Here is a 20,048-nt window from a genome sequence, read left to right as displayed (position 1 = left end):
GATGGCCAAAGGAAGGGGACAATTTATGTCAATTTAATTAGGGATGGAAGTTGTTCAAGACACTGGGGAATGTCTTATAAATTAGGGAGGAACAACTTCGATACATATACTATAAAATGTGGATGTGACCGGGGTGTGAACATAGAGTGAAAGAGAGAGGGAGTTTTAAATAGAAGATAGAAAGACAAAAAATAAGACCATCACATATGATGGCCAAAGGAAGGGGACAATTTATGTCAATTTAATTAGGGATGGAAAGCTGTTCAAGACACTGGGGAATGTCTTATAAATTAGGGAGGAACAGCTCCGATACATATACTATAAAAGATAGATGTGACCCCTATGTGAACATAGAGTGAAAGGTATGAGGATTTAAGCAATGATACATATAAAATGATTGTTGTGAGAGTTATAGAGTAAGGGTACTTATAATAGAAAGAGTCTTTTCATAAATGAAGTGAAGTTCGAGTATAAATAAAAGTTGAAAACTATGAAAAAAAGGATTATGCTCAACTATATTATAAGAATATAAGGTTTATCCTGCTATTTAAGGTTTTTTATAAGCCTTTAGTTATGAGGGGAAAAAGGGAGCTAGTGAATATGGAAGTAACAAAAAGACAAAGGCTGTATAATCGTATTATACGATTAAATCCACCACAAATATTAGCATTAGGTTTTTTCTGCTTAATTGTGGTTGGCGGTTTGTTATTAAAGTTACCATTCGCAACGAAAGTACATATTAGTTGGGTAGATGCTTTCTTTACGGCAACATCAGCAGCAACTGTAACGGGGTTGGGAGTAGTAGATACTGCAAGTACGTTTACGATGTTTGGCGAAATTGTAATTATGTTTTTAATTCAAACGGGCGGTTTAGGTCTTATGACGATTGCCATTTTAATTGTTTGGGTATTAGGTAAAAAAATCGGATTACGTCACCGCTTATTAATTGGAGAGGCGTTTAATCAGACAAATATAGGTGGTCTCGTAAAATTAGTAAAACGTGTCTTTATATTTTCAATTTGTATTGAGTTTATTGGAGTTATCTTTTTATCATTTCGTTTTATTCCAGAGTTTGGCTTTGGAAAAGGTGTATACTATAGTATTTTTCACGTGATCGCATCTTATAATAATGCTGGATTTGCTCTATGGCCGGATAATTTAACAAGGTATGTAGGCGATCCGATTATTAATATTGGGATTTGCTCTTTAATCGTAATAGGTGGTCTCGGATTTACCGTACTAATTGATATATGGTATAGCCGGAGTTTTCGAAAACTATCGCTTCATTCCAAAATCATGATTATTGGAACGGTAGCGCTAAATGTGATAGCGATGATTGTGATTTTTGTATTGGAATATAATAATGTGAAGACGTTAGGGAATTTACCGTTAAATGAAAAGTTATGGGCTTCTTTTTTTCAAGGGATTACTCCTCGTACGGCTGGATTTAATACAGTTGACTACGGGGGAATGGAAGAATCATCTATATTATTTACGATGGTTTTAATGTTTATTGGTGCAGGAAGTGTATCAACAGGTGGAGGGATTAAATTAACAACGTTTGTTATTTTAGTTACATCTGTTCTTTCTTTCTTTAGAAAGAAAGAGGAAATCGTATTATTTCAGCGCACAATTAAAATGTCGACAGTAACGAGAGCATTAGCAATTGCCGTTGCTAGTCAAATCCTTATTTTTGCAGCAGTATTTATGTTAATGCTTACAGAAGACTTCAGTTTTATTCAGTTACTATTTGAAACAATTTCAGCGTTTGGAACGGTAGGATTAACGATGGGAATTACTGCAAAGTTATCAGCGTTTGGAAAATGTATGATTATGTTTGTTATGTTTTGTGGATTAATCGGACCGTTAACACTTGTATTTTCTTTAGCGCGACCAGCAAAACAAAAAATTAAATATCCGTCAGAAGATGTATTTACAGGATAAGGTATCCCGCATAAGCGAGATACCTTTTTCTTTTTAAAAGAGGGAGAACAATAAGCCGATAAGCGCTACTCGGAATAAAATTGCAATGAGTGCTGCAATTCCGCCGACAATGGCAGCGATACCACCAGTTACAGTAGCTCCGCGGTTATAAGCGTAAATACCTAGTAGTACAGAAACAAGACCGAATAATGTTGGGAAGGTGAAAAGTGATAAGATAGATAAGGCAAGAGCGATAAAGCCAGCCGTTGATCCAGCAGCGGACGATCTTACATCATCTTTATGTTCCTTCTCATCGTAATCAATGCGCTGTGGTGCAACCTCAGCTGCATATTCTTCTTTATAGTCACTATAATCACTATCTATTCTATCTCTTTTTTTATACTCATCAAATTTCTCAGTCAAAGTCATGACTCCTTTCATAACAAGGTTCAATAGTAGTATGTATCTCTTTTTCCTTTTTATCCGAGTATGTACAGGGAGTAATATCCATTTGAAAGGTGAAGATTGTTTTTTTGAAATAGGAAAAGTTAGTATGACTTCCTCTATTTTGGAAAGTATAAAAAAGAATAATGAGGAAAGGGTGCAATACATAATGGAACATCCAATTGAAAATTTAATGAAAACAGCAATGACAAATTTAAAAGAGATGGTAGATGTAAATACGATTGTTGGAAGTCCAGTTTCAACAGCTGATGGAAATGTAGTATTAACAGTATCTCAAGTGGCCTTTGGTTTTGGAGCTGGAGGAAGTGACTTTAAAGGTGAATTTATTTCCGAAAAACATAATAATGGACAAGGGCAGCATAAAGAGAATAAGCAAAGTCATCCATTTGGAGGCGGAAGTGGGGCTGGGGTTTCTATTAGCCCGGTTGCTTTTTTAGTAGTTGGTTCTAACGGTGTGCAAGTATTGCATCTCAATAGTAGTACACATTTAATTGAAAAAGCTTTAAATACCGTACCAAGCACTGTAGATAAATTTGTAAATGGTCGCTAAAGGTGAACTTGCATTTTTTAGGAATTATGATATATTAGAAAAAGTGCGCTTTAGGATGATCGGAATAATTGAATTGTAAATATATATGATGTGTGGAATAAGGGAGAGGAATTTATGATTAATATCAAAAACTTAGTAGTTGGCTTATGTATGTTAGTAAGCGGTTTTGTTGTATATGTAATAAAAGAAAAAGCTCCATTCTAAAACAGACAAACCGTTATTGTCTGTTTTAAATTTGTGAAAAATGTTGACAAGTTTTTATATTGATGTTAAAATTTTAATTCGTGTCTCGGTTACAGCTAGTGTAAAGTAAATAAATCTTATAAATATAATACGAAAAGTTTGCGAAAGATCGGGTAGTTTTACCAACAACTTTTGTGAACAAACCCTATAAATTATAATTATAGGCTTTATAGGTATACTAGTGAATCAAGGAGCGGTCAGTGGAACCGTAATGATGAGAGAGAGGTAGGGCTTTCATCCAGTATATGTTACTTTCCCGTTAGGTGAATATAAAAAAGAGGACTCCTTTTCAAAAGGGGTCCTCTTTCTTTTTTGTATTGAATTTAAATGCGGCTCTCAACTTGCTGGCAAATTTCATCTGTTGTTAAACCGTGGGCGTTAATTACCGATCCTTTTATTGATGTATCTGCAATACCCATCATATTAGAATCTTGCCCAGTTACAACGCAACAGTCGCATCCTTGTGCGTCATGTTCCGAGTTAATTGTAACGACTTCATGCCCCTGTTGCTGAAGAGCTTGTTGGACATCTGTTAACGAATTTTCAACACCAATTTTAGCCATAATTCTCACCTCCTACCATCTATTTGCTAGTATGCTCAAGTACATCACATATATTTATGCAAAGAAGATAGGAAGCATATATTTCTCTTGCTATTTATGGATAGGTTGATTAAAGTTTCACTTTATTTAGTCGTTATATACACCAGTAAGCATTTGACTTACGAATTGATCGTTTAGAGTATCTTGGGCGGAAGAAGTATTTGAATGAATGTCGATGGAAGCAATGAAATTGTTATGTTCTTTATTATTTGGTTCTACCTCTACATAATTATCAAATTTACAAAAACCTTTCGTATCCATTAGATCAAATAGTTGAAGCATCTCTACTACCTCTTGTCTCGTTCCTTTAATTTGTACACACGCCATATTGATTTCCTCCTTCATTTTGACAAATTGTTTTTTAAAAATAGGATTATGATTCCGAAATGAAAAATATGAATGTTATTTTTAGACAGCTTTATTTTTATTATTTTCCCCCTTTTTCAGCAAAAGTCGTTGTATATTCCCGAATTTATAAAACGGACGTCCGTTTATTGAATACAATAGATTCGTATCAATTGATGAAAATCCTTCTTTTAAACAAATATTTTTTTAGCGGAAATTGGTGAAAAAAAATTTTTGACTTTTTGTAAACGTTAACAATGTTATTAAATCAATATAATTAAAGATGTACGTACGAATAAAAATTATAAATTTTCTAAAAATTAACTTGATTTATTTAGAAAGGAGAGTAAACTAGGAAACAATAAAAAATTCATAGAACATAGGAGGCGCTTTCCAGTGAACGAGCAATGGATTTTCTTAAATGGAGAATTTGTTCCAAAAGACGAGGCAAAAGTATCAGTATATGATCATGGTTATTTATATGGCGATGGAGTATTTGAAGGAATTAGAGTTTATAGCGGTAATGTTTTCCGTTTGAGAGAGCATCTTGTCCGGTTATATGAATCAGCAAAATCCATCATGTTAGAAATTCCATATTCTTTAGATGAAGTAACGAATATTGTTGTTGAGACGATTCGACAAAATAAATTATCTAATGGATACATTCGCCTAGTTGTATCGAGAGGAGCAGGAAATCTTGGGTTAGATCCTGATTCTTGTACGAAACCGAATGTAGTAGTAATTGCAGAGCAACTATCTTTATTCCCGCAAGAATATTATGAAAAAGGGATTCCAGTTGTAACAGTTGCAACGCGCCGAAACCGTCCAGATGTATTGTCGCCTCAAGTAAAATCTTTAAATTACTTAAATAATATTTTAGTTCGCATCGAAGCGAAATTGGCTGGAGTACAAGAAGCGCTTATGTTAAATGATCAAGGGTACGTAGCTGAAGGCTCAGGGGATAACGTATTTATTGTAAAAGGAAATAAATTAATTACACCACCAAGTTCTGCTGGAGCGTTAGAAGGCATTACACGAAACGCTATTTTAGAAATTGGTGAAAAACTTGGATATGACGTTAGAGAAGAGTTATTTACAAGACATGATGTATATGTAGCTGATGAAGTATTTTTAACAGGAACGGCTGCGGAAGTAATTGCTGTTACGACAGTAGATGGTAGAACGATTGGTTTAGGGCAAACGGGTCCACATACGAATCGTTTACTAGAAGAATTCCGAAAGTTAGTTATAGAAGATGGAGAGAAAATTTACGAAGAAAATAAAGTTGGATAACAACTCTTTATAACATAAGAAAGCGTTGATAGGGAGGAGTAGTTGATTGTGAAGCCTCACAGAGAGTCGGTGGTTGCTGGAAACCGATGGTTCACGTCGACGAACATCGCCCTTGAGTGCTAAGCTGAAGCATTTGTCTAGGCTTAGACGGTAGCTCCGTTATTAGCTAGACTCATTTATGGGTCACTGAGGCAAGAGTATTCTTGCAAAGAAGGGTGGTACCGCGAAATCTTTCGTCCCTTCAGCACATAGCTGGAGTGTGGACGTAGGATTTTTTTTATTGATAAAAGTTTTTAAAAGGGGGCTTATAAGAACAATGTCTTCAAAAACGGAAGAGAAACTGGCAACCGGTGCACAGCTATTGTTAGAAGCGCTAGAAAAGGAAGGAGTAGAAGTGATTTTTGGTTATCCTGGTGGTGCAGTTTTACCTCTTTATGATGCGCTCTATGACTGTGAAATTCCGCATATTTTAACAAGGCATGAACAAGGAGCGATTCACGCTGCGGAAGGGTATGCCAGAATTACTGGCAATCCAGGGGTTGTAATTGCAACGAGTGGACCTGGTGCTACGAATGTGATTACTGGTCTAGCAGATGCGATGATTGATTCATTGCCACTTGTTGTATTTACAGGGCAAGTAGCAACAACGTTGATTGGAAGCGATGCTTTCCAAGAAGCGGATATTATGGGGCTTACGATGCCAGTGACAAAACATAACTATCAAGTGCGAAAGGCTTCAGATTTACCTCGAATTATTAAAGAGGCATTTCATATTGCTAGAACAGGAAGACCAGGCCCAGTCGTTATTGACCTTCCGAAAGATATGGTAGTAGAGCAAGGCGAACGATGTAGTGATGTGCAAATGGATTTACCAGGATACAACCCTAATTATGAACCGAATCTACTGCAAATAAACAAATTATTACAAGCAATTCAGATTGCAAACAAGCCATTAATTTTAGCTGGAGCAGGTGTATTGCATGCGAAAGCTTCAAAGGAATTAACAAGTTTTGCTCGTAAATATGAAATTCCTGTTGTGCATACATTACTTGGTCTTGGTGGGTTTCCACCAGATGATGAACTATTTCTAGGGATGGGAGGAATGCATGGTTCTTACACAGCTAATATGGCGTTATATGAATGCGACTTACTCATTAATATAGGCGCTAGATTCGATGATCGTCTTACTGGAAATTTAGCTTATTTTGCGAAAGAGGCGACTGTCGCGCATATCGATATTGATCCAGCAGAAATCGGAAAAAATGTACCGACTGAAATTCCTATTGTTGCAAGTGCTAAGCAAGCGCTCCAAGTATTGCTTCAACCAGAAGGAAGGAAAGAAAATCATCATGAGTGGATCTCTTTATTAAAGAATAGAAAAGAAAAGTATCCATTCTCTTATAAACGAAATTCTGAAAGTATTAAGCCTCAATATGCAATTGATATGTTATATGAAATTACGAAAGGAGAAGCGATTGTAACGACAGATGTGGGGCAACATCAAATGTGGGCAGCCCAATATTATCCGCTCAAAACTCCAGATAAATGGGTAACTTCAGGAGGACTAGGAACGATGGGCTTTGGATTTCCGGCAGCAATTGGTGCACAAATTGCAAAGCCTGATGAACTAGTTATTGCAATTGTTGGTGATGCTGGATTTCAAATGACTCTGCAAGAATTAAGTGTGTTAAAAGAACACTCTTTACCTGTTAAAGTATTTATTTTAAATAATGAAGCTTTAGGAATGGTAAGACAATGGCAAGATGAATTTTATAACAAAAGATATTCGCACTCTTTACTAGCGTGTCAACCAGATTTCGTTACTCTTGCGAATGCGTATGGTATAAAAGGAGTTCGCATAGATGATCCACTTCTTGCAAAGAAACAATTGCAGCATGCAATTCAATTACAAGAGCCAGTTGTAATTGATTGCCGTGTACTTCAATCAGAAAAGGTAATGCCGATGGTTGCGCCAGGGAAAGGTGTTCACCAAATGGAGGGAGTGGAAAAAAGGTGAAGAGAATTGTTACAGCAACAGTTCGAAATCAAAGTGGTGTGTTAAACCGAATTACAGGTGTTATGACACGAAGACATTTTAATATTGAAAGTATTTCAGTAGGTCATACGGAATCATCGGACATATCGCGGATGACGATTGTTGTACACGTTGAAAATGAACAGCAAGTTGAGCAGTTAATTAAACAACTTCATAAGCAAATTGATGTTTTGAAAGTATCAGATATTACAGAAGAAGCGATGATTGCAAGAGAACTTGCACTTATTAAAGTAGCAACATCAGTCGCAAGAGCGGAATTATACAGTTTAATTGAACCGTTTCGAGCCGCTGTAATAGATGTTGGGAAGGATTCCATAGTTGTGCAAGTGACAGGTACGCAGGAAAAAGTAGAAGCATTAATTGAATTACTTCGTCCATACGGTTTGAAAGAAATTGCAAGAACAGGGGTAACAGCCTTTACGCGTAGTATGAAAAAACAAGATAAGCAAGTTATGTTAATTCAATAATCATTTAAATATAGGGGGAAATGAAAATGGCAAAAGTTTATTATGAAAAAGATGTAACGGTAAATGTATTAAAGGAAAAGAAAGTAGCAATCATTGGATATGGCTCGCAAGGTCATGCACATGCGCAAAATTTACGTGATAACGGATTTGATGTAGTAGTAGGTTTAAGAAAAGGTAAGTCTTGGGATAAAGCGAAAGAAGATGGATTTTCTGTATATACAGTAGCAGAAGCAGCAAAGCAGGCTGATGTAGTAATGATTTTGCTGCCAGATGAACTGCAACCAGAGGTATATGAAGCAGAAATTGCACCAAATTTACAGGCAGGAAATTCTCTCGTTTTTGCACACGGATTTAATGTTCACTTTGATCAAGTGAAACCACCAGCGAATGTAGATGTATTTCTAGTAGCACCAAAAGGGCCGGGACATTTAGTTCGTCGTACGTTTGCTGAAGGAGGAGCTGTTCCGGCACTATTTGCAGTATACCAAGATGCAACAGGAGTTGCGACTGAAAAGGCACTTTCTTATGCCGATGGAATTGGAGCGACGAGAGCTGGTGTATTAGAAACGACATTTAAAGAAGAAACGGAAACAGATTTATTTGGAGAGCAAGCTGTACTTTGCGGCGGAGTAACTGCGCTAGTCAAAGCTGGATTTGAAACGTTAGTTGATGCCGGATATCAGCCGGAACTTGCATATTTTGAATGTTTACATGAACTGAAACTTATTGTTGACCTTATGTATGAAGGTGGACTTGAAAATATGAGATATTCAGTTTCAGATACAGCGCAGTGGGGCGACTTCGTATCAGGACCACGTGTTGTAACAGAAGATACGAAGAAAGCGATGGGTGCAGTGTTAGCAGAAATTCAAGATGGTACATTTGCAAGAGGTTGGATTGCAGAACATAAAGCAGGAAGACCGAATTTTCATGCGACAAATGAGAAAGAAAATGAACATGAAATCGAAGTAGTTGGACGTAAATTACGTGAAATGATGCCTTTCGTACAGCCGCGAGTAAAGGCAGGGGTCAAATAATATGAAGAAAATTTTGTTCATGGATACGACGCTACGTGATGGCGAACAATCACCAGGAGTAAATTTAAATGAACAAGAGAAATTGCAAATTGCAAGGCAATTAGAGAGACTAGGGATTCATGTCATGGAAGCTGGCTTTGCAGCAGCTTCCGAAGGGGATTTTCAATCGGTAAAGCGCATCGCAAATACAATTCAAAATGCTACAGTTATGAGTTTAGCAAGAGCGAAAGAAAGTGATATTCGAAGAGCATATGAAGCTGTGAAAGATGCGGTATCTCCTCGTTTACACGTATTTTTAGCTACGAGTGATATTCATATGAAATATAAACTTTGTATGTCAAAAGAAGATGTATTAGATAGTATTTATCGATCGGTTACACTTGGGAAATCGTTATTTCCGACAGTACAATTTTCAGCAGAAGATGCAACAAGAACAGCAAGAGATTTTTTAGCTGAGGCAGTAGAGGTTGCGATTCGTGCAGGAGCGAATGTAATTAACATTCCAGATACAGTTGGATATACGAATCCAGAAGAATATTATTCTCTTTTTAAGTACTTACAAGAATCTGTTCCTTCATATGAAAAAGCAATTTTTTCTTGTCATTGTCACGATGATCTTGGGATGGCGGTAGCAAATTCTTTAGCTGCGGTTGAAGGCGGGGCATTACAAGTAGAAGGAACAATTAATGGAATTGGAGAAAGAGCAGGGAATGCGGCATTAGAAGAAGTTGCAGTTGCTCTTCATATTAGAAAAGATTTCTATAAAGCAGAGCCTTCTATGACGCTAAAAGAAATTAAAGCGACAAGTACATTAGTAAGCAGATTAACAGGTATGGTTGTACCGAAAAATAAAGCGATTGTTGGAGCGAATGCATTCGCTCATGAATCAGGCATTCATCAAGATGGTGTATTAAAAGAAGTGACAACATATGAAATTATTGAACCAGCGCTAGTAGGGGAATCTCAAAATCTATTTGTACTTGGAAAACATTCTGGGCGTCACGCGTTTACAGAAAAAATGAAAGAACTTGGCTATGAATTTACAAACGACGAGCGGGATGCAGTATTTGAAGCATTTAAAAAATTAGCTGATCGTAAGAAGGAAATTACGGAGGAAGATTTACGAGCACTTATGCTTGGTGAAGCAGCATTTGCGGCTCAGCAATATAATATTACGCAACTGCAAGTACATTTCGTATCAAATAGTACACAATGCGCGACAGTTGTACTAAAAGATGAGGAAGGAAATGTATTCGAAGATGCAGCTACTGGCTCTGGTAGTATTGAAGCAATTTATAATGCAATCCAAAGAATTTTAGGATTAGAATGTGAATTGGCGGATTATCGCATACAATCTATTACACAAGGTCAAGATGCACTGGCTCATGTTCATGTTGAATTAAAAGAAGGAACACATCAAGTATCAGGTTTTGGTGTTGCGCAAGACGTATTGGAAGCGTCGGCGAGAGCATATGTCCACGCAGCGGGGAAATTGAAATCTTTTATCCAGCTTGTGAAATAAGTGTTTGATAGGTGAGAGGGGCTATTCTCACCTATCAAATTAAAGTTCTGAAAATTCAGTTAAAAGGGGTGTTGAAATTGGAAAAACGTATCGTTTGTTTAGCTGGTGATGGGGTTGGACCGGAAGTTATGGAAAGTGCGAAGGAAGTATTGCATATGGTAGAAAGGTTATATGGTCATCATTTTCATTTGCAAGATGAGCATTTTGGTGGTGTTGCTATCGATTTAACGGGGCAACCATTACCACAACGAACACTTGCAGCTTGTTTAGCAAGTGATGCGGTTTTACTAGGAGCAGTTGGTGGACCAAGGTGGGATAGTGCGAAAGAAAGACCAGAGAAAGGATTATTAGCTTTAAGAAAAGGGCTCGGTGTATTTGCGAACGTTCGCCCTGTAACGGTAGAAAGTGCAACGGCACATTTATCGCCATTAAAAAAGGCTGATGAAATTGATTTCGTTGTCGTTCGTGAATTAACAGGTGGAATTTATTTTTCTTATCCGAAAGAACGAACCGACGAAGTAGCAACGGATACACTTACGTATCATCGCCATGAAATTGAACGTATCGTTTCTTATGCTTTTCAATTAGCGAGTAAACGGAAGAAAAAAGTAACATCTATTGATAAGGCGAATGTTTTAGAATCTAGTAAACTATGGAGAACTGTAACAGAAGAAGTAGCACTTCGTTATCCAGATGTTGAACTAGAACATATTTTAGTAGATGCAGCTGCTATGGAGTTAATTCGGAATCCAGGACGGTTTGATGTAATTGTAACAGAAAATTTATTTGGGGATATTTTAAGTGACGAAGCTTCCGTATTAGCTGGATCATTAGGAATGCTTCCGTCAGCAAGTCACGCGGAAAAGGGCCCTTCGCTATACGAGCCTATTCACGGATCAGCACCGGATATTGCCGGGAAAAATAAGGCGAATCCAATTGCGATGATGCGCTCTGTTGCCATGATGCTTGGGCAATCGTTCGGATTAACTAGAGAAGGGTGTGCAATTGAAGAAGCGATTTCAGCAGTCCTTAAATTAGGAAAATGTACAGCAGATATCGGGGGGACTGAAACGACAACTTCATTTACGAAGGCAGTAATGCAAGAAATGGAAGAGCAAGCACTAGTAGGGAGAGGAAGATAATGGGGAAAAGGTTGCTAGATAAACTTTGGGAAAGACACGTAGTTGCGACAAATGAAAATGGATTAGATTTATTATATATCGATCTGCACCTTGTTCATGAAGTAACATCACCGCAAGCCTTTGAAGGCTTGCGGCTTACAAATCGAACGGTACGCAGACCAGATTTAACATTCGCAACGATGGATCATAATATTCCAACGAAAGATGTTTGGAATATTACCGATCGCATTGCGAAGCAGCAACTAGATACACTTCGGGAAAATTGTAAACAATTTCAGGTACCGTTAGCGGATATCGGAGATGAAGAGCAAGGGATCGTTCATGTTATCGGACCAGAACTTGGGCTCACGCAGCCAGGAAAAACAATTGTTTGTGGTGATAGTCATACAGCGACGCACGGTGCGTTTGGCGCGCTAGCATTTGGCATTGGTACGAGTGAAGTGGAACATGTATTGGCAACGCAAACGTTGTGGCAAAGAAAACCGAAAGCGATGGGCATTGAGTTAAAAGGAAAATTACAGAAAGGCGTTTACGCAAAAGATATTATTTTGCATCTCCTTTCAAAATACGGTGTAGCAGTTGGAACTGGATACGTAATGGAATTTTACGGAGAGACGATTGGGACCATGGAGATGGAAGAGAGAATGACGCTTTGTAATATGGCGATTGAAGGAGGAGCAAAAGCGGGTATTATCGCACCAGATGAAAAAACATTTGCTTATGTAAAAGGACGTAAATATGCACCGAGAGACTATGAAACTTTCGAGAAGAAATGGTTTGAACTGTATACAGATGCAGATGCAATTTATGATTTACATATTTCGATAGATGTTACGGATTTAGCGCCGTACGTTACGTGGGGAACGAACCCGAGTATGGGAGTTCGTATTGATGAGAAATTGCCAGAAAAGCATGATGTAAATGACGAAAGAGCATTCTCTTATATGGGATTAATCCCTGGACAAAGTACGTATGACATTCCAGTTCAGCATGTCTTCATTGGATCTTGTACAAATTCTAGATTATCTGATTTAGAAATTGCTGCAGCTGTTGTGAAAGGGAGAAAGGTAAAAGAAGGTGTGCGAGCACTCGTTGTACCTGGATCGAAAAGAGTAAGGGATGCGGCGATGCAAAAAGGACTACATCACATATTTGAAGAAGCTGGATTTGAATGGAGAGAACCTGGATGTTCCATGTGTCTTGGAATGAATCCAGATCAAGTACCTGAAGGAGAGCATTGTGCTTCAACTTCAAATCGTAATTTTGAAGGAAGACAAGGAAAAGGAGCACGAACGCATTTAGTTAGCCCAGCAATGGCGGCAGCAGCTGCGTTATATGGTCATTTTGTTGATATTAGAAAGGAGAGTTATGATGGAGCCATTTCGTATTCATAAAGGTACTGCCGCAGTACTAATGAATGATAACATTGATACAGATCAAATTATTCCGAAGCAATATTTAAAGAGAATTGAAAGAACTGGGTTTGGAAAGTTTTTATTTGATGAGTGGCGATATGATAATGAGCGACACGAAAACCCTAATTTCCCACTAAATGCACCAGATAGAAAAGGAGCAAGTATATTAATTACAGGTGATAATTTTGGATGTGGTTCTTCAAGAGAACACGCACCTTGGGCACTTGCTGATTATGGTTTCCGCGTAATTATCGCGGGAGGGTTTGCAGATATTTTTTATATGAATTGTATGAAGAATGGTATGTTACCAATTGTAATGGATAAAGACATGCGAGAAAAGCTTGCCAAAACGGATGCAAGAGAACAAATAGAAGTAGATTTAGAGAATGAAGTAATTACAACAAGTACGTACAGGTTTCATTTTACAATCGAGAAAATGTGGAAAGAGAAATTATTAAATGGTTTAGATGAAATTAGTATTACAATGCAATATGAACAAGAAATAAGAGAGTATGAAAGAAAGGTAGCTGTATATTAAGAAATAACGGAATGTTTAAAATGTATTTACATTCAGAATTATGTGTTATATACTATGTAAAAATTAGAGGAGAAAGGGAGTAAGTATTATGAAAACAATGCAATCTATTGAAATGCTTACACAACTACATCATCATACGTAAAGCCCTTGAACCTAACGTGAAAACGTGTAGGTGCAAGGGTTATTCCCGTTGTACCTACACGCTACTAAAGAGCCTTGTAGGTATATTTTATCTACAAGGCTCTTTTTATTTTCGGTTTAGGTGCATGAAATAAGCATACATTAGAAAGGGAAAGGTGTGAGAATTTAGATGACAAAATGGAAACGGGCAAATCCAAATGGAACGAGAGATTATTTATTCGAAGAATGTACGTTAATTGAAGAAGTGGAGCAAAAATTAAGGCGTACTTTTTTAGAGAGAGGTTATGAAGAAATAAGGACACCAACAATTGAATTTTATGATGTGTTCGCCTTTCAAAGCAGGCCGATAGATGAAGAAAAGATGTATAAATTTTTTGATGAAAAGGGAAGGATTATCGTATTGCGTCCAGATATGACAATTCCTTTAGCGAGAGTGATCGGAACGCAGAGGTGTGATACACCACTTAAAGTGACGTATAGCGGAAATGTATTTCGAGCGAATGAGTCCCTTACTGGAAAATATAATGAGATCGTGCAAAGTGGTATTGAAATTATCGGTATTGATAATGTAAGAGCTGAAATTGAATGTGTTATAAGTGTCATTCAATCACTTCAAAAGTTGAAGGTGCAATCTTTTACAATAGAGATTGGGCAAGTACAGTTATATAAATGTATTGTCAAAAAGCTCTCCATTCATGAGGAAGAAGAGAAAGTTCTTAGAACATATATTGAAAGTAAAAATTATGCCGCTTTATCCAATTTTATTAGAGATAAGAAATTAGATCGATGTGATGAAACAGTAAAGTTACTGGAGAAATTACCGAGGTTATTTGGGAATTTAGAAGTGATTGAGGAAGCAGAAAAACTCGCCTCAAGTAATGAAATGAAAATGGCTATTACAAGAGTGAAAGAAATATATGAAGCAATTGAAAAACTAGGCTATGGATCTTACATATCAATTGATTTAGGAATGATTCAACATTTGGACTATTATACAGGTGTTATTTTCAAAGGGTATATATATGAAATTGGAGAAGAAATTGTTAGTGGAGGAAGATATGATGAGTTAATTGGAAATTTTGGAGAAATGTTACCGGCTGTTGGACTCGCGGTGCAAGTTAATCAAATTGTAAAGGCGCTGCAAGAGCAGCAAGAGCCATATGAACGAAAGAGAATAGATATTATGATTCATTACGAGTTAAATAGATTAGCAGAAGCGGAACGATTACGAAATTTACTTCAAAAGGACGGGAAAAAAGTAGCGCTATCTTTATTCTCTAATTTAAATGATACTTTTCAATTTGCTAGAAAAAATCAAATTGTAACGGTCGTTGAGGCAAAGAACGAATCATTAGTGGAATATGTATGGAAAGAGAAATGGGTCATCCAGAAAGAAGGAGAAACTTCATGCGTAACATTCAAATTGCGTTAACGAAAGGGAGATTAGAAAAACATGTAATTCCGCTCTTTGAGCAGATTGGAATTGATTGTTCAGAGCTCAAAAATAAAGGAAGAAAACTTGTCTTTCAAAGTAAAAATACGGATATCTCATTTATTTTAGTGAAAGCAGTAGATGTTGCTACTTATGTAGAACATGGAGTAGCGGATATCGGAGTCGTTGGAAAAGATATTTTAATGGAAAACGAGAAAGATATTTATGAAATGTTAGATTTAGGAGTAGGCGTGTGTAAGTTTTGTGTCGCTTCTATTCCTACGTATAATCCGAAGAGCTACCGGAAGAAATGCATTGCGACGAAATATCCACATATTACTTCTAACTATTTTCATGATAAAGGAGAGGATGTAGAAATTATTAAAATAGAAGGTTCTGTAGAAATTGCTCCTATTCTTGGATTGGCAGATGCGATTGTTGATATTGTTGAAACAGGAAAAACATTACAAGAAAATGGACTTATTGTATTTGAGGAAATGTATTCTATATCTGCTCGAATGATTGTAAATAAGGCTGCATTAAAAACTAAAAAAGACGAAATATTCAGTATTATAAATATGATGGAGCAAGAAATTTTGACAGGAAATAGGGGGACTTGTAATGGAGATAGTTTGTGAGGATTTTCAAAAGGCGTTAACGAAAATAAAACTGTTACGAGAAAACGCTAATATAATAGAAGAAACTGTTCAAATAAGTGTCAGGGAAATCGTTCAGAACGTAAGAGAGAGTAGAGATGAGGCGTTATCTTTCTATACAAAAAAGTTTGATGGTGTAGAGATTAAAGATGTTCGTGTAAGTGAAGAAGAAATAAAACGAGCGAGTATGTTTGTAGAGAATTCATTTTTAGAAGCGTTACAAGAGGCGAAGAAAAACATTATTTCGTACCATGAAAAGCAAAAAAGACAATCGTTGTTCGATTGCGCGAGTAAAGGCATCATTAGAGGACAAATCATTCGGCCATTAGAGAATGTAGGCGTATATGTGCCAGGCGGAACTGCTTCGTATCCTTCGTCAGTATTAATGAATGTATTGCCAGCAAAACTCGCTGGTGTGAAAAAGATTGTAATGGTAACACCGCCAAGAGAAGGAGGAATTGATCCACATATTTTAGTTGCTGCAAGCCTTGCAGGAGTAGATGAAATTTATACGATAGGTGGTGCGCAAGCAATTGCTGCTTTAGCATACGGGACGGAATCGATTCCGAAAGTGGATAAAATAGTTGGACCAGGAAATTTGTACGTCGCTCTAGCGAAACGAGAAGTATATGGAATAGTAAATATTGATATGATTGCTGGACCGTCAGAAATTGTAGTTATTGCAGATGAAACCGGCAATGCAAAATATATTGCTGCTGATTTATTATCACAAGCAGAACATGACGAGAGAGCGACAGCAATTTGTATTACAACAAATATAGAGTTAGCAAAAGAAGTAGAAAAAGAGATAGAAAGGCAGTTAGAAACATTACCAAGAAGCGAAATTGCACGTGAATCAATAAAGAGAAATGGGGCCATTTTTATCGTTCCTTCTTTAGATGAGGCGCTAAATTTATCGAATGAAATTGCCCCGGAACATTTAGAGTTACATATAAAAGAACCGATGAATGCTCTAGCTTATGTGAAACATGCAGGATCTATCTTTCTTGGACCATATGCACCAGAACCGCTCGGGGATTATGTAGCAGGACCGAATCACGTGTTACCGACAAGTGGAACGGCAAGGTTTTTCTCACCGTTATCAGTCGATGATTTTGTGAAAAAATCAAGCTTTTTGTCTTATACAGAGGAAGCATTAAGAGATGTAAAACATCATATTGTAGAGCTTGCCAATAAAGAAGGGTTACATGCGCATGCGAGAGCAATTCAAATAAGATTTGAGGAGGAAGAATAATGCGTGAGTCTAGTCAAATACGTGAGACGACAGAGACAAAAATAAAATTAAGTTTACAGCTTGATGATGGGAAGAACGTTTCTGTACGAACGGGAGTTGGTTTTTTTGATCATATGCTAACTTTATTTGCAAGGCATGGAAGATTCGGTTTGCAAGTGGAGGCAGAAGGGGATGTATTCGTTGATGCACATCATACAGTTGAGGATGTTGGGATTGTACTCGGAAATTGTTTGAAAGAAGCATTGCACAGTAAAGAGGGGATTAACAGGTACGGCTCAGCATATGTACCGATGGATGAGTCTTTAGGCTTTGTTGCAATTGATATAAGTGGACGCTCATATATTGTATTTCAAGGAGAATTAACGAATCCGAAGCTTGGGGATTTTGATACAGAACTAACGGAAGAATTTTTTAGAGCAGTTGCTCATGCTGCCAATATTACATTACATGCTCGTATTTTATACGGAAGCAATACACATCACAAAATTGAAGCGTTATTTAAAGCGTTTGGTAGAGCGCTTAGAGAAGCAGTCGAAAGAAATGCCAACATTACTGGTGTAAATTCAACGAAAGGGATGTTGTAATTGATTGCCATTATAGATTATGGAATGGGAAATATTCGTAGTGTAGAACAAGCATTAAAGTATATTGGAGCAGCGTATATCGTAACGAGTGATAAAGAAGAGATTTTTAAAAGTGATGGAGTGATTTTACCAGGAGTAGGTGCATTTCCAAAAGCGATGGATGTATTGGAAGAAAAAGATTTAGTGCGTGTGTTACAAGAAATCGGGCGTTTCAGAAAACCACTTCTAGGTATTTGCCTAGGAATGCAGCTTTTATTTGAAAAAAGTGAGGAACTACAAGACTGTAATGGGCTAAGTTTATTGCCAGGCGTTATTCGAAAGTTAAAGGTTCCTTATAAAATTCCACATATGGGATGGAATGAGTTAAAGAAAGAGGGAGAAATAGCACTTTGGAATGGATTAGAGGATGGTTCTTTCGTATATTATGTCCACTCTTATTACGCAGATTGTCCAAATGAAATTGTGTATGGAATAAGTGATTATGGAGTGAAAGTACCTGGTTTTGTAGCAAAAGGAAATATATACGGTGCGCAGTTTCATCCTGAAAAAAGTGGTGACATTGGCATGCAAATGTTGAAAAATTTTAAAGGAGTGGTAGAAACATGGAAATCTTCCCAGCTATCGATTTGAAAAAGGGACGATGCGTTAGACTGTATCAAGGAGAATTTAGTAAAGAAACAGTAATGAATGAAGACCCAGTTGCGCAAGCGATTATATTTGAAACATTTGGAGCGAAACGGTTGCACATTGTTGATTTAGATGGTGCAGTTGCTGGTGAGTCGTTAAACTTGTCCGTCATTGAAAGAATTTGCAAGGCAGTACGTATTCCAGTGCAAGTTGGCGGAGGAATTCGATCACTTGTATCCGTAGAGAAATTATTTTCAGTAGGGGTAGATAAAGTGATTTTAGGAACAGCCGCTCTTTATGATAAGCCATTTTTAGAAGAGACAGTTCGTCTATATAAAGAAAAAATCATCGTCGGAATTGATGCGAAAAATGGTTTCGTAGCAACGAGAGGCTGGCTTGATGTGTCTGAAATTTCTTACATTGATTTAGCAAAACAAATGGAGAAGATAGGTGTTCAAACGATTGTGTTTACAGACATTTCGAAAGACGGAACACTTGCAGGACCGAATATAGAACAATTGGAGTTACTACAAAAGAACGTTGCTACTCGACTTATTGCTTCTGGAGGAATTGCATCTATACAAGATGTGAAAAAGTTAAATGATATGAACATATACGGCGTCATAATTGGTAAGGCTCTTTACGAGAAAACGATTGATTTAGAAGAAGTGCTAGAGGTAACAAAGTTATGTTAGCGAAACGCATTATTCCATGTCTAGATGTGAAAGAAGGGCGAGTCGTAAAGGGTGTAAATTTTATAGGACTACAAGATGTCGGGGATCCTGTTGAAATAGCAGCTTTATATAATGATGCGGGAGCAGATGAAATAGTATTTTTAGATATTACGGCAACGCATGAAGGACGAAAAACAATTATAGATGTTGTAGAAAAAACGGCTTCAAAAGTATTTATTCCTCTTACAGTTGGCGGAGGAATTTCAAGTGTGAAAGATATGTACAATTTACTAAGAGCGGGAGCAGATAAAGTTTCAATTAACTCAGCAGCATTGCGAAATCCAAAATTAATCAAAGAAGGGGCACAGCACTTTGGTTCACAATGTATTGTCGTCGCAATTGATGCTAGAAAAGTAGCGGAGGATAAGTGGAATGTATATGTGAACGGCGGAAGAGTTGATACGGGAATGGATGCAATCGGGTGGGCAAAGCGCGTTACAGAGCTAGGCGCAGGCGAAATTTTATTAACGAGTATGGATGCAGACGGAACGAAAAACGGATATGACCTTCGTTTAACAGAAGAAATTTCAAAAAGTGTTTCCGTACCTGTCATCGCGTCAGGTGGATGCGGTCATGCTGATCACATTATAGAAGTGTTTCAAAAGACAACAGTTGATGCAGCATTAGCGGCATCAATCTTTCATTACGGTGAGGCGACAATAGGGGGCGTAAAGAGAAAATTAAGAAATGCAAACGTCGAGGTGCGGCTATGAAACCTAACTTTTCAAAAGGACTATTACCAGCAGTTGTAATTGAAGAAGATACAAAAGAAGTTTTAATGCTAGCTTATATGAATGAAGAGGCATATGAAAAAACAATAGAAACGAAAAGAACATGGTTTTATTCTCGTTCAAGAAGGTCGTTATGGAATAAAGGAGAAACATCAGGTAATGTCCAACATGTGCAATCTCTTTATTTAGATTGTGATCAAGATTCAATCGTTGTTGTCGTAAAGCAAGTAGGGCCTGCATGTCATACGGGAGAAAAAACATGTTTTCATTACAAAATTATATAGGGGGAT

Annotated in this window: 22 protein-coding genes, 1 pseudogene and 1 other annotated feature; of the genes and pseudogenes, 20 read left to right on the top strand and 3 right to left on the bottom strand. The window is 37.2% G+C overall.

Features of this window, described 5'->3' with window-relative positions; all coding sequences use genetic code 11:
- Window positions 1-600: 600 nt before the first annotated feature.
- On the top strand, window positions 601-1,944 hold the full coding sequence (locus MR147_RS24630) for a TrkH family potassium uptake protein (protein WP_000454133.1): 1,344 nt from the start codon (window positions 601-603) through the stop codon (window positions 1,942-1,944).
- Window positions 1,945-1,977: 33 nt separating this feature from the next.
- On the opposite strand, the gene MR147_RS24625 is transcribed toward MR147_RS24630, so the two are convergent.
- Complete coding sequence (locus MR147_RS24625; RefSeq protein WP_139302856.1) at window positions 1,978-2,346, bottom strand: imidazole glycerol phosphate synthase; 369 nt, start codon at window positions 2,344-2,346, stop codon at window positions 1,978-1,980.
- Between the two features lie 130 nt (window positions 2,347-2,476).
- On the opposite strand from MR147_RS24625, the gene ytfJ reads away from it, so the two are divergent.
- On the top strand, window positions 2,477-2,938 hold the full coding sequence (gene ytfJ / locus MR147_RS24620; protein WP_001997038.1) for a GerW family sporulation protein: 462 nt from the start codon (window positions 2,477-2,479) through the stop codon (window positions 2,936-2,938).
- Between the two features lie 114 nt (window positions 2,939-3,052).
- Window positions 3,053-3,142 carry a hypothetical protein gene (locus tag MR147_RS24615; protein ID WP_000608225.1) on the top strand — a complete coding sequence of 30 codons (90 nt, stop codon included), beginning with the start codon at window positions 3,053-3,055 and terminating at the stop codon, window positions 3,140-3,142.
- 362 nt (window positions 3,143-3,504) lie between these two features.
- Here MR147_RS24615 and MR147_RS24610 read toward each other — a convergent pair whose 3' ends face one another.
- Together MR147_RS24610 and MR147_RS24605 are read right to left on the bottom strand one after the other, a co-directional pair.
- Window positions 3,505-3,744 carry a YkuS family protein gene (locus MR147_RS24610; RefSeq protein ID WP_001062581.1) on the bottom strand — a complete coding sequence of 80 codons (240 nt, stop codon included), beginning with the start codon at window positions 3,742-3,744 and terminating at the stop codon, window positions 3,505-3,507.
- Between the two features lie 126 nt (window positions 3,745-3,870).
- On the bottom strand, window positions 3,871-4,110 hold the full coding sequence (locus MR147_RS24605) for a DUF3911 family protein (RefSeq protein WP_000752504.1): 240 nt from the start codon (window positions 4,108-4,110) through the stop codon (window positions 3,871-3,873).
- Between the two features lie 59 nt (window positions 4,111-4,169).
- Here MR147_RS24605 and MR147_RS24600 point away from each other — a divergent pair.
- From MR147_RS24600 to hisI, 17 genes and pseudogenes are all read left to right on the top strand, one after another.
- Window positions 4,170-4,383: pseudogene (locus tag MR147_RS24600) on the top strand (hypothetical protein).
- 141 nt (window positions 4,384-4,524) lie between these two features.
- Window positions 4,525-5,421: a branched-chain-amino-acid transaminase gene (gene ilvE / locus MR147_RS24595; protein WP_074609361.1), complete on the top strand. Its 897-nt coding sequence runs from the start codon at window positions 4,525-4,527 to the stop codon at window positions 5,419-5,421.
- A gap of 16 nt (window positions 5,422-5,437) precedes the next feature.
- Window positions 5,438-5,665, top strand: a binding site (T-box leader).
- Between the two features lie 72 nt (window positions 5,666-5,737).
- Window positions 5,738-7,438: an acetolactate synthase large subunit gene (ilvB, locus tag MR147_RS24590; RefSeq protein ID WP_074609362.1), complete on the top strand. Its 1,701-nt coding sequence runs from the start codon at window positions 5,738-5,740 to the stop codon at window positions 7,436-7,438.
- Window positions 7,435-7,944: an acetolactate synthase small subunit gene (gene ilvN / locus MR147_RS24585; protein WP_000822948.1), complete on the top strand. Its 510-nt coding sequence runs from the start codon at window positions 7,435-7,437 to the stop codon at window positions 7,942-7,944. The genes ilvB and ilvN overlap by 4 nt, the downstream gene beginning before the upstream one ends.
- A 26-nt stretch (window positions 7,945-7,970) precedes the next feature.
- Window positions 7,971-8,981: a ketol-acid reductoisomerase gene (gene ilvC, locus MR147_RS24580; protein ID WP_074609364.1), complete on the top strand. Its 1,011-nt coding sequence runs from the start codon at window positions 7,971-7,973 to the stop codon at window positions 8,979-8,981.
- A gap of 1 nt (window position 8,982) precedes the next feature.
- Window positions 8,983-10,503: a 2-isopropylmalate synthase gene (leuA, locus tag MR147_RS24575; protein WP_074609366.1), complete on the top strand. Its 1,521-nt coding sequence runs from the start codon at window positions 8,983-8,985 to the stop codon at window positions 10,501-10,503.
- 77 nt (window positions 10,504-10,580) lie between these two features.
- Window positions 10,581-11,645, top strand: a complete 1,065-nt coding sequence (gene leuB, locus MR147_RS24570; protein ID WP_074609368.1) for a 3-isopropylmalate dehydrogenase — start codon at window positions 10,581-10,583, stop codon at window positions 11,643-11,645.
- Window positions 11,645-13,039 carry a 3-isopropylmalate dehydratase large subunit gene (gene leuC, locus MR147_RS24565; RefSeq protein ID WP_074609369.1) on the top strand — a complete coding sequence of 465 codons (1,395 nt, stop codon included), beginning with the start codon at window positions 11,645-11,647 and terminating at the stop codon, window positions 13,037-13,039. Before leuB ends, leuC begins: the two co-directional genes overlap by 1 nt.
- Window positions 13,017-13,598: a 3-isopropylmalate dehydratase small subunit gene (gene leuD / locus MR147_RS24560; RefSeq protein ID WP_074609371.1), complete on the top strand. Its 582-nt coding sequence runs from the start codon at window positions 13,017-13,019 to the stop codon at window positions 13,596-13,598. The genes leuC and leuD overlap by 23 nt, the downstream gene beginning before the upstream one ends.
- Before the next feature lie 310 nt (window positions 13,599-13,908).
- Entirely contained in the window at window positions 13,909-15,171 is a 1,263-nt protein-coding gene (hisZ, locus tag MR147_RS24555; protein WP_074609373.1) for an ATP phosphoribosyltransferase regulatory subunit, read from the top strand.
- Complete coding sequence (gene hisG / locus MR147_RS24550; protein WP_074609374.1) at window positions 15,147-15,809, top strand: ATP phosphoribosyltransferase; 663 nt, start codon at window positions 15,147-15,149, stop codon at window positions 15,807-15,809. The genes hisZ and hisG overlap by 25 nt, the downstream gene beginning before the upstream one ends.
- Window positions 15,793-17,082 (top strand): histidinol dehydrogenase, encoded by a 1,290-nt coding sequence (gene hisD / locus MR147_RS24545; RefSeq protein WP_074609376.1) that lies wholly within the window; start codon window positions 15,793-15,795, stop codon window positions 17,080-17,082. Before hisG ends, hisD begins: the two co-directional genes overlap by 17 nt.
- Entirely contained in the window at window positions 17,082-17,666 is a 585-nt protein-coding gene (hisB, locus tag MR147_RS24540; RefSeq protein WP_001209290.1) for an imidazoleglycerol-phosphate dehydratase HisB, read from the top strand. Before hisD ends, hisB begins: the two co-directional genes overlap by 1 nt.
- The gene (hisH, locus tag MR147_RS24535) at window positions 17,667-18,296 is read left to right on the top strand and encodes an imidazole glycerol phosphate synthase subunit HisH (RefSeq protein ID WP_074609378.1); all 630 of its coding nucleotides are present in this window, start codon (window positions 17,667-17,669) and stop codon (window positions 18,294-18,296) included.
- Window positions 18,269-18,988 (top strand): 1-(5-phosphoribosyl)-5-[(5-phosphoribosylamino)methylideneamino]imidazole-4-carboxamide isomerase, encoded by a 720-nt coding sequence (hisA, locus tag MR147_RS24530; RefSeq protein WP_074609379.1) that lies wholly within the window; start codon window positions 18,269-18,271, stop codon window positions 18,986-18,988. Before hisH ends, hisA begins: the two co-directional genes overlap by 28 nt.
- Window positions 18,982-19,740 (top strand): imidazoleglycerol phosphate synthase cyclase subunit, encoded by a 759-nt coding sequence (gene hisF / locus MR147_RS24525; RefSeq protein WP_074609381.1) that lies wholly within the window; start codon window positions 18,982-18,984, stop codon window positions 19,738-19,740. Before hisA ends, hisF begins: the two co-directional genes overlap by 7 nt.
- Window positions 19,737-20,042, top strand: coding sequence for a phosphoribosyl-AMP cyclohydrolase (gene hisI / locus MR147_RS24520; protein WP_000803969.1), 306 nt, complete (start codon window positions 19,737-19,739; stop codon window positions 20,040-20,042). The genes hisF and hisI overlap by 4 nt, the downstream gene beginning before the upstream one ends.
- Window positions 20,043-20,048: the final 6 nt, after the last annotated feature.

Source organism: Bacillus cereus group sp. BfR-BA-01350, from assembly GCF_022663775.1.
Lineage (GTDB): Bacteria > Bacillota > Bacilli > Bacillales > Bacillaceae_G > Bacillus_A > Bacillus_A paranthracis.
The sequence above is the reverse complement of the archived record's forward strand: the minus strand, read 5'-3'. Positions and strand labels throughout refer to the sequence as shown.

Bases quoted from the DNA above. Each gene is read 5' to 3' on its own strand.
- MR147_RS24630 (WP_000454133.1), top strand. From the start codon at position 601: ATGGAAGTAACAAAAAGACAAAGGCTGTATAATCGTATTATACGATTA.
- ytfJ (WP_001997038.1), top strand. From the start codon at position 2,477: ATGACTTCCTCTATTTTGGAAAGTATAAAAAAGAATAATGAGGAAAGG.
- MR147_RS24615 (WP_000608225.1), top strand. From the start codon at position 3,053: ATGATTAATATCAAAAACTTAGTAGTTGGCTTATGTATGTTAGTAAGC.
- MR147_RS24610 (WP_001062581.1), bottom strand. From the start codon at position 3,744: ATGGCTAAAATTGGTGTTGAAAATTCGTTAACAGATGTCCAACAAGCT.
- MR147_RS24605 (WP_000752504.1), bottom strand. From the start codon at position 4,110: ATGGCGTGTGTACAAATTAAAGGAACGAGACAAGAGGTAGTAGAGATG.
- ilvB (WP_074609362.1), top strand. From the start codon at position 5,738: ATGTCTTCAAAAACGGAAGAGAAACTGGCAACCGGTGCACAGCTATTG.
- ilvC (WP_074609364.1), top strand. From the start codon at position 7,971: ATGGCAAAAGTTTATTATGAAAAAGATGTAACGGTAAATGTATTAAAG.
- leuA (WP_074609366.1), top strand. From the start codon at position 8,983: ATGAAGAAAATTTTGTTCATGGATACGACGCTACGTGATGGCGAACAA.
- leuC (WP_074609369.1), top strand. From the start codon at position 11,645: ATGGGGAAAAGGTTGCTAGATAAACTTTGGGAAAGACACGTAGTTGCG.
- leuD (WP_074609371.1), top strand. From the start codon at position 13,017: ATGGAGCCATTTCGTATTCATAAAGGTACTGCCGCAGTACTAATGAAT.
- hisZ (WP_074609373.1), top strand. From the start codon at position 13,909: ATGACAAAATGGAAACGGGCAAATCCAAATGGAACGAGAGATTATTTA.
- hisG (WP_074609374.1), top strand. From the start codon at position 15,147: ATGCGTAACATTCAAATTGCGTTAACGAAAGGGAGATTAGAAAAACAT.
- hisD (WP_074609376.1), top strand. From the start codon at position 15,793: ATGGAGATAGTTTGTGAGGATTTTCAAAAGGCGTTAACGAAAATAAAA.
- hisB (WP_001209290.1), top strand. From the start codon at position 17,082: ATGCGTGAGTCTAGTCAAATACGTGAGACGACAGAGACAAAAATAAAA.
- hisA (WP_074609379.1), top strand. From the start codon at position 18,269: ATGGAAATCTTCCCAGCTATCGATTTGAAAAAGGGACGATGCGTTAGA.
- hisF (WP_074609381.1), top strand. From the start codon at position 18,982: ATGTTAGCGAAACGCATTATTCCATGTCTAGATGTGAAAGAAGGGCGA.
- hisI (WP_000803969.1), top strand. From the start codon at position 19,737: ATGAAACCTAACTTTTCAAAAGGACTATTACCAGCAGTTGTAATTGAA.